A 17014-nucleotide genomic window follows, 5' to 3' on the forward strand; every position below is an offset into this window, starting at 1 on the left:
ATCTCCTCATTTTAATTCTTCTGCAAGAACATTCATATTTTCTTCTAGATTTTCTAAGTAAGTTTTGTCATTTTCGGGATCTGCTTCCAAAGGATTGAGTGTCTTTAGACTAACTCCTGTTGATTTGACCAAGGTCTCAGCGACTTTAGAAGAAGCATTGCTCTCAGTAAAGATCGTTTTAACCTTATAGGTCTTAACGAATTCCTGAATTTCTGTTAGTTGTCTCGGACTTGGTTCTTGTTCAGGGGAAATCCCTGCTATACCAAGTTGTTTCAATCCAAAGCGTTTAGCGAGATAAGAAAAGGCTGTGTGTTGTGTAACAAAAGTCTTTTGACTCGCTTTTTCAAAAATAGGCTGGTACTTCTTAGTCAATTCTTGGGCTTTAGCGATAAAGTTTTTGGCATTCTTTTGATACGCTTCCTTATTGGCACTGTCAATCTCCGAAAGTTTGTCAGCGATAATCTGAGCTTCTTCACCTGCTTTTTCTGGATCTAACCAAGTGTGAGGGTCGTAGAGTGTTTTTTCATCAATACCGTCACCAGCTTCAACATCTTCCAAACCTGGTACACGCTCCAAGGTCATTCCTTCAGAAGCTTCTAAAACCTTAACTTTTGAGTTTTTCAAGTTAGGATCTAGACTTCCCGCCCAAGACTCCAGTGTATGCGAGTGGTAGACAAAGACATCCGCATCATAGATGGCAGCAATGTCATTTGCTGACGGTTCAAAGGAGTGAATCCCACTACTTGACTGAATCATCCGTACGTCATTCAAGTCCCCCGATACCTCTTTGACCATGGCATAGATTGGGTAAAAACTTGTGACAATCTTCATCCCTTTTGCTTCTTGTTTTTCTTTTTGACTACATGCTCCTAAGACAAGAGCCAACAAACTGGCCATCAATAATAGGATTGTTCTTTTTTTCATCATTACTCCTTAACTAGTATTTAACCATTTAATTAACTAGTAAATAGTTTATCTTTATTTACACTATATGTCAAGATATTTTGCACATTTTCATGAAAAAAATGAGAACTAGAACTCGCATTCAGCTCTCATTTTTCGTTTTCCCGTTCTCCTATCCTGTTTTTAGAATCTAGAAAATGCTACTACCTTTACTTGCTCTCCTTTAATAAAGCCAACAACTTTTCAGCTTCAGCCATAATGGTATTGTTATCCTGAGCACCAAATAGCAGGTTATTTTTTAAGCCTGTGAGAGTTTCTTTGGCATTGGACTTGATAATGGAGTCTTGGATTTTTGCAAGTAGCTCTTCAGCCTCTCTCAACTTCGCTTCAACCTTTTCAGTCTCGACCTGAGGTTCTTCTGGCCCCTCTGGTGATTCTTCTTCCGGTTCCTCTATTGGTTTTGGAGATTCTGGTTTCTCACTTTGAGGCTTCTCTTCGCGTGGCTTTTCTTCCTCAGATTTGTCTGTCCGAGGTTTCTCCTCGTTTGCTTTTTCCGTTTGATTGGTATCAGCTTGACCATTTTGGTTTCTTTGAACATGGTCACTTGCATTGCCCCAACCACTATCTGAATGCGGACGTTCGTTTGGATGTTCGACATAGTACTTGACAGTCGCAAAGAGATCCTCAAGAGTATACCCCTTAGGTGCCTCATAAAGTCCTTCGTCAAACCACTCAAATTTGATATTATGGTAATGGTCATAATGAGGTATGATCAAACTACCGTTTTTAACTTCCACGGTATGTTGGAGATTGTAAGGCATACGATCAAGTGGTACCTTCTTAGCTGCTTTCACGCGGTTGTAGATAGCTTCTGCTCCTTTAGCCTCCGTATTTCCTGAATCCTGATGGTCTGTCGAAGGAGGGGTCAAACCTTTCTCTTTAGCATAAGCCTGGGCTGCCGCTCTTTCGGCTTCAGACAAACTATCTTTCTTAATCCAATGACTATGGGTCATATGTGGAGTTACATAGGCATCCCCTTCATCACTGGTAATATCACGAGGATCAAAGATATAACCGTCTTCTGTTGTATACTTACCTGCCAACTTGGCTACTTGAATCTCATCATCAGTATAGGCAATTTGCGCATTTGGTTTTCCTAAACGTTCTGGATGACGAATCGGTGCTAGGAAGGCCAGGATATCATCCACCAACTTGACTTTATCACTTGAGGCATCATTGAGACGTTCCAACAGTTTATCTAAAGCGTCAAAATCCGCTTGACGCCCTTTATTATCAAGTAAATCTTGATGAACTCTTGCTAGTAAATCATAAGCCTTATTGTAAAATTCTCGATCACTTGACGGGAGGTTGTTTTTTTTAGTTCCTAGCTCATGAGAATAACTTTCTTGCTTGGCTAGTTTGCTATCAATGGCTGCAGTAGTTTCAGCTGATAATTCCTTGGCTTGGATATAACGGGAGCTGCCATTTTCCTCAAAGACATAACCGTCAGCTACTTTTCGAATTGCCTGTTTGACCAATTTTTCGTCAATGGGATTACTTGGAGATGGTTGAGGATTTGGTGCAGGTTGCGGGCTTGGACTAGGTTCCGGAGTCGGATGTGGACTTGGTTCTTCCGGTCTTGAATCCGGCACCCAATGGTTCGAACGATAGCGAAGAGGGATGATACGAGCAATTCGTTCTTCCAATTCAGACATTTGTTCATAAGGGATAAAGTGGTAATGGTTACCATGAGGGACAGCAACTCCTCTAGCTGTTCGACTTGTAATCTGTGCTGGGTCGAAGACAAGACCATCAGATTCTACGTGTCGTTGGCTGAGTGGCAAGGCATAAAGTTGTTTCAGAAGGCCATCAATGTCATCACTTTGACTTGCTTGACTGTTAGTGTTACTGTTACTGTTACTGTTACTGTTACTGTTACTGTTGCTGTTATTGCTTGTGTTAGTATTGGTAGTTCCTTGATTGCTTACAGAAGGTACCCAGTTTGTTCTTGGAGTGTTATCGCTGTTTTGTCGGCGATAGGTTCTTAAATTTGACAGATTTCCCCGACCAGATAGAAAGGCTTCTGCAGCAGCTAACTCGCTAGCTGATAACTCATTCTTAGGAATGTAATGGTAATGATCACCATGAGGAACGATATAAGCATCACCAGTATCTTCAATGATATCAGAAGCATTAAAGATGTAGCCATCATCTGTTGTATAACGTCCTTGCGAACGTGCCAAGGATAGAGCACCATCGTTTCTTGGAGTCCCACCTTCACGATGTTGACTATGCTCTTGTTTTTGTCGATTGATTTCCTCTTTTGTACGGACATTATCTGCATGTGCTGCATCCTTAAGGTAGACATAGTATTTTCCATCTACCTTGATAACATAACCACCCTTGACCTCATTGACAATATCCTCATCTTTTAGCTTATAGTTTGGGTCTTTCATGAGTAATTCTTCACTGAAAATCGCATCATAAGGAACCTTACCATTGTAATAATGATAGTGGTCGCCATGTGAAGTGACATAGCCTTGGTCTGTTATCTTGATGACGATTTGCTCTGCATTGATTCCTTCTCGCTTGCTAACCTCATCAGGAGTCAAATTCTCCGTTTTTTGCGTCGCTTGTTTTCCATCTATATAGGAAACACGATTATTTTCCTTAACCGTTCTTGCTTGATAAAGTCCCAGCTCATAAGAACAAACACTTAAAATCAAGGCTGCCGCAGAACCAGCAAGGTATTTCTTATTAACTTTCATCGAAACTCTCTTTCTTTTTGATATTTCTAATTGCAATTCATTTCTAAATTGCAGAAACTCCTCTCTATTACTTAACTGGTTAATAGTTTACTCCTAAATTTGCAACTTGTCAAGGATTTTATGAACCAGTTAAGTAACTTTTACTATTTTTTTTACTTTTTGATAATTGTTTTAGATATGAACTATGAAGTCTAACTCTCATTTCCCCAACTTAAAAAATCAAAAAATCCCTGCAACTTAGTTGCAAGGACTTTTCGATTAATCAAAATTAACGTATTCTTTTTGAAGTTCAAGAACTTCTTCCATTGTTGAGCATTCTGTAAGGGCACGGTTTGCGTACTCTTCCATCTTAGCTGTGTCGAGTTTCTTCATCAAGCTACGTGTACGAAGTACAGATGTTGCTGACATAGAGAACTCATCCAAGCCCATTCCGACAAGAAGTGGAACAGCTTGTTGGTCACCAGCCATCTCACCACACATACCAGCCCATTTACCTTCAGCGTGAGCTGCCTTGATCACATTGTTGATCAAACGTAGGATTGATGGGTTGTATGGTTGGTAAAGGTATGAAACTTGTTCATTCATACGGTCTGCTGCCATTGTGTATTGGATCAAGTCGTTTGTACCAATTGAGAAGAAGTCAACTTCTTTTGCAAATTGGTCCGCAAGCATGGCTGCTGCAGGGATCTCAATCATAATACCAACTTGGATATCATCCGCAACTGCAACACCTTCAGCAAGAAGGTTTGCTTTTTCTTCGTCAAAGACTGCTTTAGCTGCACGGAATTCTTTCAAGAGCGCAACCATTGGGAACATGATACGCAATTGACCGTGAACAGATGCACGAAGAAGGGCACGGATTTGTGTGCGGAACATAGCATCTCCAGTTTCAGAAATAGAGATACGTAGGGCACGGAATCCAAGGAATGGGTTCATTTCGTGAGGCATATCGAAGTAAGGAAGTTCCTTATCTCCACCGATATCCATTGTACGAACGACAACTGGTTTACCGTTCATTCCTTCAAGAACAGCCTTGTATGCTTCGTACTGCTCGTCTTCTGTCGGGAAGTCTTGAGAATCCATGTATAAGAATTCTGTACGGTAAAGACCAACAGCTTCTGCACCGTTGTCATTGACACCTTCCACGTCTTTTGGAGTACCGATGTTGGCAGCCAATTCGAAATGTTTGCCATCAGCAGTCACTGTTTTAGCATCTTTCAAAAGTGCCCATTCAGCTTTCTGTTGAGCATAAGCTTCACCAGCTGCTTTAAATTCTGTTGCTTGTTCATCAGTTGGATTGATAATAACTTCACCTGTGATACCGTTAACGGCAAGGATGTCACCGTCTTTTACGATTTCAGTGATGTTGTTTGTACCTAATACAGCAGCAATTTCAAGTGTACGAGCCATGATAGCTGAGTGGCTTGTACGTCCACCGATGTTGGTTACAAAAGCTTTTACAAAGTTTTTATCCAATTGAGCTGTATCAGAAGGAGTCAAGTCATGTGCAATGACAATCACTTCTTCATTGATGGAAGCTGGGTTTGGCAATTTTTTACCAAGAAGATTTGCCAATACACGTTTTGTCACGTCGCGGATATCCGCTGCACGTTCTTGCATGTATGGGTTGTCTTCCATACCTTCAAAGATAGTGATAAACATGTCTGTCACTTCTTTCAGACCTGCTTCTGCATTCACTTTCTTAGCACGGATAGTTTCCTTGATTTGGCTGATCATTTCTGGGTCAGCAAGAACCATTAAGTGAGCGTCAAATACTTGAGCAGCTTCTTCACCGAGCGTACCTACTGCTTTCTCACGAATAACAGAAAGCTCGTCTTGTGATGCTTGTAGAGCGGCATCAAGGCGAGCTTCTTCTGCGTTTGTATCTTCGACTGTAACAGTCTCGAATGACAAATCCGGTTGAACGAGTAGATATGCTTTTGCAACTGCAACACCGTCAGATGCTGCGATTCCTTTAAGCATTTCTGTCATTTCCTTATGCCAATCCTTCTTTTTCCATTGTTTCTGAGATAGCAGCGATTGCGTCGTCAGCATCTGCACCTTCAGCTGAAATTGTAACGTCAGCACCTTGACCAACACCAAGACTCATAACACCCATAATAGATTTAAGGTTTACTGATTTACCTTTGTACTCAAGAGTGATATCTGAAGCAAATTTGCTAGCTGTTTGAACCAACAATGTTGCTGGACGTGCGTGAATACCTGTTTCTGCCACTACGTGGAAATCTTTAGAAGCCATAGTTTGACTCTCCTTTAAGTGTTTTCTATTTGAGTTATAAGTGATAACCCTTACAATAGTGTATTATATCACCTTCAAGATAATTTTTCAAGTATTTTATGGACTTTCTTCAATTTCCTTTCAGATAACTTGCTGAAAATCTTCTATATAAATTACCAACATACAGGATATAGTTTTGAGTTTTCATCAGTCTTTGACAGGTCAATGAAAACGCAATCTTTACCATTTATCTAATACTATATATAGTGTCCTCTTTTTAAATATTTTTATTTAAAACACAATATTTAGTCAAAATTGTTTGACAAAGTTTTTTTTTCTGATATACTAAGAAAGTAATCAAATTTTATGAGGAGTTACGAAAATGGTAACGGTTTATTCTAAAAATAATTGTGTACAATGTAAAATGACCAAACGTTTCTTGGACAGCAACAATGTCGCTTATCGTGAGATCAATCTCGACGAGCAACCAGAGTACATCGATCAAGTTAAAGAGCTCGGTTTCAGCGCAGCTCCTATTATCCAAACACCAACTGAAGTTTTTTCAGGTTTCCAACCAGGAAAACTAAAACAGTTAGCATAATCTTAGTACATCATCCAGAAGAAACTGCTTCTAGGGCTAACTTAGAGGCCTTTCTTTTGTAATTAGATAAGGAAAATTTTATGGGATTAAAACATCTTGAGGACGTGACCTACTTCCGTCTCAATAACGAAATCAACCGTCCTGTTAATGGACAAATCATGCTTCATAAAGATAAAGAAGCCTTGGATGCTTTCTTTAAAGAAAATGTAGTTCCAAACACTATGGTTTTTGATTCAATCACTGATAAAATCAACTACCTCATTGAATACAACTACATTGAAACAGCATTTATCAAGAAATACCGTCCAGAATTCTTGGAAGAATTGTCTCAATTTATCAAAGATCAAAACTTCCAATTCAAATCATTCATGGCTGCCTATAAGTTTTACAATCAATATGCCTTAAAGACTAATGACGGTGAATACTACCTTGAAAATATGGAAGACCGTGTCTTCTTTAATGCACTTTACTTTGCAGATGGTGATGAAGCCGTTGCAATCGATATTGCCAATGAAATCATCCACCAACGCTACCAACCTGCTACTCCTTCCTTCTTGAATGCTGGACGTGCTCGTCGTGGGGAATTGGTATCTTGTTTCTTGATTCAGGTGACTGATGATATGAACTCTATCGGACGTTCTATCAACTCTGCTCTTCAACTTTCGCGTATCGGTGGAGGTGTGGGAATTTCCCTCAGCAACCTTCGTGAAGCTGGAGCTCCTATCAAAGGTTATGAAGGTGCTGCTTCTGGTGTCGTACCAGTTATGAAGCTTTTTGAAGACAGCTTCTCTTACTCAAACCAACTCGGGCAACGTCAAGGTGCTGGTGTTGTCTACCTCAACGTCTTTCACCCTGATATCATCGCCTTCCTTTCCACTAAGAAAGAAAATGCCGATGAAAAAGTTCGTGTTAAGACCCTTTCACTTGGTGTAGTGGTACCAGATAAATTCTACGAATTGGCTCGTAAAAATGAAGAAATGTACCTTTTCAGCCCTTACTCTGTAGAGCTTGAATATGGTGTACCTTTCAACTACATCGACATCACTGAAAAATACGATGAATTAGTAGCAAATCCAAATATCCGCAAGACAAAAATCAAAGCGCGTGATTTGGAAACTGAAATCTCTAAATTGCAACAAGAGTCTGGCTACCCTTATGTCGTCAACATTGATACGGCTAACCGTGCTAATCCTGTTGATGGCAAGATTATCATGAGTAACTTGTGTTCTGAGATTCTTCAAGTTCAAGAACCAAGCTTGATCAACGATGCTCAAGAATTCCTTCAAATGGGAACAGATGTTTCATGTAACCTTGGATCGACAAACGTGGTCAACATGATGACCTCACCTGACTTTGGTCGTTCTATCCGCGCTATGGTTCGTGCCCTTACTTTCGTTACAGACAGTTCACACATCGTAGCTGTTCCTACTATCGACCACGGAAATAGTTTGGCTCACACCTTTGGCCTTGGTGCCATGGGACTTCATAGTTACCTTGCCCAACAACTAATCGAATACGGATCACCTGAGTCAATTGAATTTACAAGCATCTACTTTATGCTTATGAACTACTGGACCTTGGTAGAATCAAACAATATCGCCCGTGAACGTGGCATCACCTTCCACAACTTTGAAAAATCAGACTATGCTAACGGTAGCTACTTCGACAAGTATGTAACTGGCGAATTTGTTCCAAAATCAGATCGTGTCAAAGAACTCTTCAAAGATGTCTTTATCCCAAGTGCTGCTGACTGGGCTGAACTTCGCGAAAAGGTTCAAGCAGATGGACTTTACCATCAAAACCGTCTTGCTGTAGCGCCAAATGGTTCTATCAGCTACATCAACGACGTTTCTGCTTCTATCCACCCGATTACGCAACGTATCGAAGAACGTCAGGAAAAGAAAATTGGTAAAATCTACTACCCTGCCGCAGGTTTGTCAACAGATACTATCCCTTACTACACTTCTGCCTACGACATGGATATGCGTAAGGTGATTGATGTTTACGCGGCTGCAACTGAACACGTGGACCAAGGGCTTTCACTCACTCTCTTCATGCGTAGCGACATTCCAAAAGGTCTTTACGAATGGAAGAAAGAAAACAAACAAACGACACGTGACTTGTCTATCCTTCGTAACTATGCCTTTAACAAGGGTATCAAGTCTATCTACTACGTCCGTACCTTTACAGACGACGGTGGAGAGGTCGGCGCTAACCAATGTGAAAGCTGTGTGATTTAATGAACCCAATATTTATAATAATTATATATACAATCTGCATTGTTCCTTATCACTCTGTTTTAAAGGAATTGACAAAGTTTTGGCCAGAAATAAAAGAAACATTTGTTTTTTTCATTAAAAGTTATAAAAATTCTAAGAATTTCAAGAAATGTTTAAACCTTATATTGATTATTTTTATTTCAATTTTAGTTCTATTCATATCTCCTATTTTTATTTTATATTTAATTTGTTATCATACTCTAAAAACCAACTTAAACAATATGCATGCAAATGTATATAAGTATTTTGTTATACCTTATGTTTTTACCTGGTTTCTAGTTTCCAATTTCATTAAAGATAATGACTACGGAATATCTTTATCCATAATAACAGAATACTTTAATAGGTTGAGTAAGCTATTTACCGAAAATTCTGCTATTCAGTTCTTCTATACACTATTAGTTATCGGAGCAATATCTTTATTCCTTAAGCTATATCCTAAACTATTTTTATCAAAAAACAATACTAGTGACAAGAATTTTTGGGATTTAATAACACTTCTTTTCAATAGTGGTATGCTAACAATAATATTTCTTACTTTTTTGGGAATTTTCTTTAGCTTGACCGATGATGTTACAACCGATTTGACTCAAAAATTTAATATTAGTTTTTTTGATGTATACTCTACACTATCGTTGTATTACGCTAGTTGTATTTTACTTGTAAAAATTGTCTTCAATCTTAGTATAAAACCATTTATAGAATCGAGAAAGCAAAATGACGACTTACTACAAAGCCATTAACTGGAATGCCATCGAAGATGTCATCGACAAATCAACTTGGGAAAAGCTGACGGAGCAATTCTGGCTTGATACTCGTATCCCCTTGTCAAATGACCTAGACGACTGGAGAAAACTATCAAACAAAGAAAAAGACTTGGTTGGAAAAGTCTTTGGTGGTTTGACCCTTTTGGATACCATGCAGTCTGAAACAGGGGTTCAGGCTCTTCGTTCAGACATCCGTACTCCACATGAGGAAGCTGTTTTCAACAACATCCAATTTATGGAATCTGTCCACGCAAAATCCTATTCTTCTATATTTTCTACCTTGAATACTAAGGCTGAAATCGAAGAAATCTTTGAATGGACCAACACTAACCCCTACCTACAAAGAAAAGCGGAAATCATCAATGAAATCTACCTCAATGGTAGTCCTCTTGAAAAGAAAATTGCCAGTGTCTTTCTTGAAACCTTCCTCTTCTACTCTGGTTTCTTTACGCCCCTCTACTATCTCGGTAACAACAAACTGGCCAATGTTGCGGAAATCATCAAACTGATTATCCGTGATGAGTCTGTTCACGGAACTTATATCGGTTACAAATTCCAACTTGGTTTCAACGAATTGCCTGAAGAAGAGCAAGAAAAACTCAAAGAATGGATGTACGACCTTCTCTATACCCTCTACGAGAACGAAGAGGGCTATACAGAAAGCCTCTATGACGGTGTTGGCTGGACCGAAGAAGTGAAAACCTTCCTTCGCTACAATGCCAATAAGGCCCTTATGAACCTAGGACAAGATCCACTTTTCCCAGATTCAGCGGACGATGTCAACCCAATCGTCATGAACGGGATCTCAACAGGAACATCCAACCACGACTTCTTCTCTCAAGTCGGAAATGGTTACCTCCTTGGTGAAGTTGAAGCCATGCAAGACGAGGATTACAACTACGGTTTAGACTAATTTGACCAATCGTTCAAAATATCATGGTTTGTTTAAATAAACTATGATATTTTTGTTTTTTGTTTTATTTTGTTCTTTTTCTATTTGATTGATTGAGCGTTTTATGGTAAGATAATAATAGTAGAAATCGAGGTGATAAGGATGCTAAAGCAAGAAAAACTAGATAGTATTCTAGAAGCAGTAAACACAAAAGGCACTATTACTGTAAAAGAGATTATGGAGAGTCTTGATGTATCAGATATGACAGCCCGTCGCTACTTACAAGAACTAGCAGACAAGGATTTGCTGGTACGCGTGCATGGTGGCGCTGAAAAACTTCGTACAGGTTCTCTCTTAAACAACGAACGCTCAAATGTTGAAAAACAAGGCTTGCAGATTGCTGAAAAACAAGAAATTAGCCGTTTTGCAGGTCATTTGATTGACGAAGGTGAAACCATTTTTATCGGGCCAGGAACAACCTTAGAATGTTTTGCTCGTGAGCTCCCTATCGATAACATTCGTGTTGTAACAAACAGTCTTCCTGTTTTTCTCATCCTAAACGAACGAAAACTAACAGATTTGATCTTGATTGGCGGAAATTATCGCTCTATCACTGGTGCTTTTGTAGGGACACTTACCTTGCAGGATTTGACAAACCTTCAGTTTTCTAAGGCCTTTGTAAGTTGTAATGGTATCAAGGACAAGGCTATTGCCACCTTCAGTGAGGAAGAGGGCGAGGTACAACGCATCGCCTTGAATAATGCTAATAAAAAATACTTACTGGCAGACCACAGTAAGTTTAATAAGTTTGATTTTTACACCTTCTACAATATCTCAGAGATTGATACAATCGTTTCAGATTCCAAACTGAGTCAGGAGACATTTGAAGAGCTTTCGAAACAAACAACCATTCTTTTATCAAAACCATAAAAATTCCCCTGCCTTTTGGCGGGGAATCTTTTTGTTTTAGTTTTACTCGATAATCTGTGTCTCAGCTAGTTTTTTGTACCAATGAGCCGATTTCTTTGGATAACGCTCCTGGGTTTCAAAATCAACATAGAAGAGGCCGTAACGCTTTTCATAGCCATTCGACCAAGAAAAGACATCCATCAGCGACCAGATAAAGTAGCCTTTGACATTGGCTCCATCAGCGATTGCATCTGCAATCACTTCCATATGTTTCTTAACATAATCAATCCGTCCATCATCGTAGACTGTCCCATCCACAAACTCATCTTTGTATCCGAGACCATTCTCTGTGATGTAGATTTTCCTGTAGTTTGGGTAATCTTTCTTCACGCGCATGATTTGATCATACAAACCTTGAGGGTAGATAATCCAGTCCCAATCCGTACGTGGGACATAGTCGGGCGCCACTCGACGTCCAACTCCCTTAATCTGATATTTAGAACTTCCTTTCTCACCCTTTCCATTGTGGATGATTTCCGTCTCTCCGTCAAAGGCTTGCATCCAATCACTCATGTAGTAGTTAATGCCGAGGAAGTCGTTCAAGTCTTTTGCAGCTTCTAGGACTGCGAAGTCTTCTTCACGCAAATCTAAGCTTCCACCATTGACCGCTAAGATATGGTTGACACCTTCCATGGTTTCTTCGGAATATCGTCCTAGATAAGTCGCGTCTAGGATAAACTTGTTATGGATAATATCTTCTAACTCGGCTGCACGAACATCTGCTGGATTATCTGGATCCAGAGGGTACTTAGTAGGCAGGGCATGAACCACACCAATTTCACCTTTATAGCCTTTATCTTTATATAGCTTGACTGCACGCGCATGCGACACCATCATATTGTGATGAGATTGGAAGACTTTGGCAAGGTCGTACTTAATACCTGGAGGAAATTTCCCAACCAAATACTGACCATCTCCTATCGGCCCAATTTCATTAAAAGTAGTCCAATAGTTTACTTCAGGAAATTCTTCAAAACAGAAGGCCGCATAATCCACAAAGTGATCAATGTTTTCTCTGTTCAGGAAATCTCCATTTGAATGAAGTGCTTCTGGTGTGTCAAAGTGATGGAGGGTCACGAAGGGTTCAACATGCCGCTTGTGACATTCAGCAAACAACTTGTGATAGAACTCAACTCCCTTGAGATTGACTTTCCCGTAACCAGTTGGGAAAATACGTGACCAAGCGATTGAAATACGGATACCATTGACACCATACTCTTCTGCAAGTTTGAGGTCAACTGGGTATTTGTGATAGAAATCACTGGCTGGTTCAGCAGTGTACCAGTAGTTATCTTTGAGGTATTTGTCCCAGGCGACTGGCCCTTTACCATCAGTATGTGTAGCACCTTCTGCTTGATAGGCTGCTGTTGCGCCACCGAAAATAAAGTCTTTTGGTAATGTTTTTGACATGTATTTCACCTTTCAAGAAATAGAAATGAGATGGGGGTATAGTTGGGAGGAGTTCCTCCATCTCACTTCTTCGCTATTTACCTTTTATTCTTCGAACTGCGCTTGAACAAAGGCAAGAGCGCCTTTTCCATCGCGAGTCAATTTAATGTATTGGCCACCTTCTGTCTTGGCAAGTTTGATACCAAGTTTGTCGGTTTCGGCCTTCATGTCTTCAAAGTTTGAAGCAACTTGAGGAGCAAGGATAACTAGATCAAACTCAGGCAACATTTCACGGTGAGCACCATAGCCACCAGCTGCTGCTTTAACAGGAACTTTGTACTCTGCAGCTGCCTTGTTTAGAGCATTTGCAAGGAGACCACTTGTACCTCCTCCTGCACAGAGAACGAGAACATTTGTTTCTTCTGTGATTGTGTTTTGCGCTAATTCTACACCCACTTTTTCAAGAATCGCATCCGCTTTAGCTGTGTTGAAGTTTGCTGCTACTTTTTCTTTCAATTCATCATTGGCTTTACCTGAACGCTCTTCTTCAAGAATTTGTTCATCATAAACCTTGAGGAATGGATAGTAAATGGCTACGTCAACAAGGATTAACAAAGCAGCAAGTACAAATGACAAGAATTGGAAGTTTGTACCGAGAACAATACCGAGCGGTCCTGGTGTTGTCCAAGGAAGGTTAGCAGTAAATGAGTTCATGCCAAGCGTTTCAATGAAGAATTTAAAGATCCAGACGTTTGCGATTGGAGCAAAGATAAATGGAATAAAGAAAATCGGGTTCAATACAAGCGGTGCACCAAACAAGATTGGTTCATTTACACCAAAGAAAGTTGGAACTACTGAAGCACGTCCGATTGCACGGTTACGTTTTGATTTTGTTAACCACATAAACATGAATGGAACAACCAGTGTCGCACCAGTACCACCCATGGTAACGATAAACATTTGTGTACCAGAAGTAAGAATCTTGTCAGCGTGCATACCTTGTTGGAGGAGGTTCAAGTTGACTTCGGCATTTGCATAGGTAATAGCTGCGATTGCTGGTTCAACGATAGATGGACCATGGATACCAACAAACCAGAAGAAGGCAAAAGCACCAAAGATAATCGTAATACCTAGATAACCATCAGCAGCAGAGAATAATGGTGCAAAGAATTTACCGATTGATTCAGCTACGCTTGCACCAACAAAATGACGAGCTAGTAAATCGAGAGCATAAAGAGAAACCACTGATAGAGTGAATGGAATCACATCTTTAAAGACTTGTGAGATATTTGGTGGAACTTCGTCAGGCATACGAATAGTGACGTTGTTCTTAACACAAACCTTATAGATGGCTACGGTTACAAAGGCAGCAAGAAAGGCCGAAAGCAACCCTTTTGTCCCAAGGAAACCTGTCGCAAATCCACCTTCAATCGGATCAGCTGCTAACATCAACAAACCAACAATCGCAGCCAAAAGTGTCGACATATAGTTGATTTGGTTGGTTTTCTCCATGCTACGGTTTACTGAGTCGGTCAATGACTTAGCTGTTGTCCCAGCTACCAAGAGAGCCAGAATCCCCATTGAATAGCTATAAGGTTTCATGAGGAGATTAACAACATCATCAGACCATTTAAAGCCCCATGAGTTTGGTACAAAAGCAATCAAGATAAAGATACTTGAGAAGAGAATAACAGGCATACCTGCAATGAAACCATCACGAATAGCACGAAGATAGATATTACGAGATAATTTCTCAAAGAAAGGTTTTCCTTTCTCAATAAATGCAATTAGTTTGTTCATTACTTAACTCCTCTCTTGTAAAGTTCGATTAAATGGTGCATCAAATCTTTGAGCAAGATGGTTGTCATCAAGTGATCCTGGCCATGCATCATGGTCACACTATATGCCAAATCCTCACCAGCTGCCTCCTTGGTCAATAGACTTGTTTGCGCGTGATGAGCCTCGGCGATACAGCCACCAGCTTCCTCCACGAGAGCATCTGCTTTCGCAAAATCACCAGCTTCAGCAGCCTTTAAGGCTTCCAATAGTTTTGATCGAGCATCGCCAGCATAGGCAACAATTTCAAAACCTAACAATGTTACTTCTTCTCTATTCATGATAGAATCCTCCTTATATATTGTTTGATAAATCTTATGACAGTAAACGTTGTATATGTAGAACTAGATAAACTCGCTCACTCTTATACAAATCAAGACCCGTATGTTGCGTAATCACATCATAGATCTTGGAACCAATCTCGAACGCTTTTGGATAGCAATGCTTGATATGGTCTTCCATATCTAGAAGCGATTGATTATCATCTCTGGAACGGTCTAAATAATCCAAAAAATAGTTGAGATGAATCATAAAGCGATCATAGAAATGGTTATTCTCTTTGGTTCGTTGAATTGCATAACCCTTTAGCACTTCTTCAACATTCCTGAGAATTTCTTTCCTCTTATCAATCGACTCCACAAGTTCCACTTCATTTTCACCTTCGGCATTAATGAAATGATAAGCGATCCGAATAATTTCATCCTCAGGGAAATGATCTGTCAACTTCTGACGATAGATTTCAAAGGCTTCCTTTGCGATTTGAAAAGCGACAGGATACTTAGTAGAAATATCTGGCAGATTACTATCCTTATACCTTCCTTGTGTTAGAGCTTGATAGGAACAGTAAATATGATCTGTCAAGGTCACATAGAGATACTCTTGAATCGGATAATGATATTTCTTAGAAAGCTTATCAATAATCTCATAGGTAACTGTGATAAAATCAAGCGGGACATCTTTGAGCAGAGCCATAAAGTTTTCCCTAGACTCCTCTGTCTTCATCCGAAAGATTTTCTCAACTTGTTCTTCAGCAATCAAATCCCCCTTCTTTTTCCCAAATACAATCCCCTTACCAATCACAATCACCTCTTCTCCTTTGTCATTTCTGACAAGCGAGACATTGTGATTCATTGGGTTTAGAATTCGATACATGTCAACCTCCTTTTATATCTTAAAGGTATATGAGTACAAAAAATGACCACAAATGAACTAGAAAATCTATCGATTTCTAATCCACCTGTGATCATGCCTAATATTACTTAGTAACACTCACCTTGTATTAACTTGTGATTTAAGTATAGCACAAGTCAGTTTTTTTGTAAACCTTTACATTTAACTTTTTTTAAATTTTTTATTTAGATCAATGTTCCTAAGATTAGGGGGGAAAACTTATACACGTTCAGTCCATGAAGTCGCTGTGGTTTGAAGAACTTTGTTGAGTTCGTCAATGTTCTCAAATCCAGTTGTACGAAGCCATTCACGAGCTGCTGCTTCACCGTCTTTGATGTAGGCTTCAACTGATCCTGCCCAGGTTGCACGGCCACAAAGAACTCCATTAAAGTTTGCGCCTGATTCGTGGGCAAAGACAAGCGTTTCTTGGAAGAGTTTAGCTGATACTCCCGCACTCAAGTAGATGTATGGCAAGTTAGTCGCTTCATCTTGTGCTTTGAAGAAGGCTGCTGCTTCTTCACGAGTATGAACGATTTCACCATCGCCAAATCCTTCAACGTATTTAACATTGACTGGAACTTCCACTTTCAAGACATCGATGTTGAAGCGTGGGTCTGAGAAGACTTTCATCGCACCGATAACCTTGTGTGGTTTTACTTTTGCGTATTCTGCAGAACCTGCGTCAGCAATCTTTTCATCGTAAGCGAGGATTTCAAGAAAGAACGGAATATCTTCCGCTACACACTCTGAACCAATACGTTCGATGTAGGCTTGTTTTTGTTGGTTGAGTTCGTCAGAGCTGTCTACATCATAGTAAAGCAAGAACTTAACAGCATCTGCGCCTTGTTCTTTGATGCGTTTGGCAGACCAAACATCCAAGCAGTCAGGCAAGCGTTTGGTGCTTGTTGTGTCGTAGCCAGTTTTCTCATAAGCAAGGAGAAGACCAGCATTAGCATCAAGCGCTTTTGTAGCTGGAAGACCATACTCAGGGTCAAGAAGCATAGAGGATGCGTATTTTGTCAATTCATCTGCAACCAAGACTTTGAGTTCTTCCATTTGAGCCACTGTTGGCTCTTCTGTTTGGTATTGAGCCATGAGGCGTTTCAAAGCACCACGTTGGTCAAAGGCAAGAGCTGAGATAATGCCATTTTCATCTGAAAGTTTTTCTAAACATGCACGTTTTTGTTCTGTTAAAACCATT

Annotated in this window: 13 protein-coding genes; 4 read left to right on the forward strand and 9 right to left on the reverse strand. The window is 39.9% G+C overall.

Going from position 1 to position 17014, the window contains the following annotated elements; all coding sequences use genetic code 11:
- Nucleotides 1-6 precede the first annotated feature (6 nt).
- The 4 genes from B7705_RS06865 to B7705_RS06880 all read right to left on the reverse strand — a co-directional run bounded on the left by B7705_RS06865 (nucleotide 7) and on the right by B7705_RS06880 (nucleotide 5931).
- Nucleotides 7-924, reverse strand: a complete 918-nt coding sequence (locus tag B7705_RS06865) for a metal ABC transporter solute-binding protein, Zn/Mn family (protein ID WP_084948639.1) — start codon at nucleotides 922-924, stop codon at nucleotides 7-9.
- Between the two features lie 188 nt (nucleotides 925-1112).
- A complete protein-coding gene (locus B7705_RS06870; RefSeq protein ID WP_084948640.1) occupies nucleotides 1113-3671 on the reverse strand; it encodes a pneumococcal-type histidine triad protein in 2559 nt (852 codons plus the stop codon).
- A gap of 258 nt (nucleotides 3672-3929) precedes the next feature.
- On the reverse strand, nucleotides 3930-5663 hold the full coding sequence (gene ptsP, locus B7705_RS06875) for a phosphoenolpyruvate--protein phosphotransferase (RefSeq protein ID WP_084948642.1): 1734 nt from the start codon (nucleotides 5661-5663) through the stop codon (nucleotides 3930-3932).
- Nucleotides 5664-5667: 4 nt separating this feature from the next.
- Nucleotides 5668-5931 (reverse strand): phosphocarrier protein HPr, encoded by a 264-nt coding sequence (locus B7705_RS06880; protein WP_000146947.1) that lies wholly within the window; start codon nucleotides 5929-5931, stop codon nucleotides 5668-5670.
- A gap of 361 nt (nucleotides 5932-6292) precedes the next feature.
- Between B7705_RS06880 and nrdH the strand changes: the two genes are divergently transcribed.
- From nrdH to B7705_RS06905, 4 genes are all read left to right on the forward strand, one after another.
- Nucleotides 6293-6511 carry a glutaredoxin-like protein NrdH gene (gene nrdH, locus B7705_RS06885; RefSeq protein WP_000259239.1) on the forward strand — a complete coding sequence of 73 codons (219 nt, stop codon included), beginning with the start codon at nucleotides 6293-6295 and terminating at the stop codon, nucleotides 6509-6511.
- An 80-nt stretch (nucleotides 6512-6591) separates the two neighbouring features.
- Entirely contained in the window at nucleotides 6592-8751 is a 2160-nt protein-coding gene (nrdE, locus tag B7705_RS06890; protein ID WP_084948644.1) for a class 1b ribonucleoside-diphosphate reductase subunit alpha, read from the forward strand.
- 756 nt (nucleotides 8752-9507) lie between these two features.
- Nucleotides 9508-10470: a class 1b ribonucleoside-diphosphate reductase subunit beta gene (gene nrdF / locus B7705_RS06900; RefSeq protein ID WP_084948647.1), complete on the forward strand. Its 963-nt coding sequence runs from the start codon at nucleotides 9508-9510 to the stop codon at nucleotides 10468-10470.
- A 141-nt stretch (nucleotides 10471-10611) separates the two neighbouring features.
- Nucleotides 10612-11379, forward strand: a complete 768-nt coding sequence (locus B7705_RS06905; protein ID WP_070683560.1) for a DeoR/GlpR family DNA-binding transcription regulator — start codon at nucleotides 10612-10614, stop codon at nucleotides 11377-11379.
- Nucleotides 11380-11421: 42 nt separating this feature from the next.
- Here B7705_RS06905 and lacG read toward each other — a convergent pair whose 3' ends face one another.
- From lacG to lacD, 5 genes are all read right to left on the reverse strand, one after another.
- Nucleotides 11422-12828, reverse strand: a complete 1407-nt coding sequence (lacG, locus tag B7705_RS06910; protein WP_084948648.1) for a 6-phospho-beta-galactosidase — start codon at nucleotides 12826-12828, stop codon at nucleotides 11422-11424.
- 84 nt (nucleotides 12829-12912) lie between these two features.
- On the reverse strand, nucleotides 12913-14607 hold the full coding sequence (locus B7705_RS06915; protein ID WP_084948650.1) for a lactose-specific PTS transporter subunit EIIC: 1695 nt from the start codon (nucleotides 14605-14607) through the stop codon (nucleotides 12913-12915).
- On the reverse strand, nucleotides 14607-14924 hold the full coding sequence (locus B7705_RS06920; RefSeq protein WP_009730102.1) for a PTS lactose/cellobiose transporter subunit IIA: 318 nt from the start codon (nucleotides 14922-14924) through the stop codon (nucleotides 14607-14609). The genes B7705_RS06915 and B7705_RS06920 overlap by 1 nt, the downstream gene beginning before the upstream one ends.
- A gap of 34 nt (nucleotides 14925-14958) precedes the next feature.
- A complete protein-coding gene (locus tag B7705_RS06925) occupies nucleotides 14959-15795 on the reverse strand; it encodes a PRD domain-containing protein (protein WP_084948651.1) in 837 nt (278 codons plus the stop codon).
- A gap of 237 nt (nucleotides 15796-16032) precedes the next feature.
- Nucleotides 16033-17013 (reverse strand): tagatose-bisphosphate aldolase, encoded by a 981-nt coding sequence (gene lacD, locus B7705_RS06930; protein ID WP_084948653.1) that lies wholly within the window; start codon nucleotides 17011-17013, stop codon nucleotides 16033-16035.
- Between the last annotated feature and the right edge of the window lies 1 nt (nucleotide 17014).

This window comes from Streptococcus oralis subsp. dentisani, assembly GCF_002096685.1.
In the GTDB taxonomy this organism is placed as follows: Bacteria; Bacillota; Bacilli; order Lactobacillales; family Streptococcaceae; genus Streptococcus; species Streptococcus oralis_AD.

Bases quoted from the DNA above. Each gene is read 5' to 3' on its own strand.
- B7705_RS06865 (WP_084948639.1), bottom strand. From the start codon at position 924: ATGAAAAAAAGAACAATCCTATTATTGATGGCCAGTTTGTTGGCTCTT.
- B7705_RS06870 (WP_084948640.1), bottom strand. From the start codon at position 3,671: ATGAAAGTTAATAAGAAATACCTTGCTGGTTCTGCGGCAGCCTTGATT.
- ptsP (WP_084948642.1), bottom strand. From the start codon at position 5,663: ATGACAGAAATGCTTAAAGGAATCGCAGCATCTGACGGTGTTGCAGTT.
- B7705_RS06880 (WP_000146947.1), bottom strand. From the start codon at position 5,931: ATGGCTTCTAAAGATTTCCACGTAGTGGCAGAAACAGGTATTCACGCA.
- nrdH (WP_000259239.1), top strand. From the start codon at position 6,293: ATGGTAACGGTTTATTCTAAAAATAATTGTGTACAATGTAAAATGACC.
- nrdE (WP_084948644.1), top strand. From the start codon at position 6,592: ATGGGATTAAAACATCTTGAGGACGTGACCTACTTCCGTCTCAATAAC.
- nrdF (WP_084948647.1), top strand. From the start codon at position 9,508: ATGACGACTTACTACAAAGCCATTAACTGGAATGCCATCGAAGATGTC.
- B7705_RS06905 (WP_070683560.1), top strand. From the start codon at position 10,612: ATGCTAAAGCAAGAAAAACTAGATAGTATTCTAGAAGCAGTAAACACA.
- lacG (WP_084948648.1), bottom strand. From the start codon at position 12,828: ATGTCAAAAACATTACCAAAAGACTTTATTTTCGGTGGCGCAACAGCA.
- B7705_RS06915 (WP_084948650.1), bottom strand. From the start codon at position 14,607: ATGAACAAACTAATTGCATTTATTGAGAAAGGAAAACCTTTCTTTGAG.
- B7705_RS06920 (WP_009730102.1), bottom strand. From the start codon at position 14,924: ATGAATAGAGAAGAAGTAACATTGTTAGGTTTTGAAATTGTTGCCTAT.
- B7705_RS06925 (WP_084948651.1), bottom strand. From the start codon at position 15,795: ATGTATCGAATTCTAAACCCAATGAATCACAATGTCTCGCTTGTCAGA.
- lacD (WP_084948653.1), bottom strand. From the start codon at position 17,013: ATGGTTTTAACAGAACAAAAACGTGCATGTTTAGAAAAACTTTCAGAT.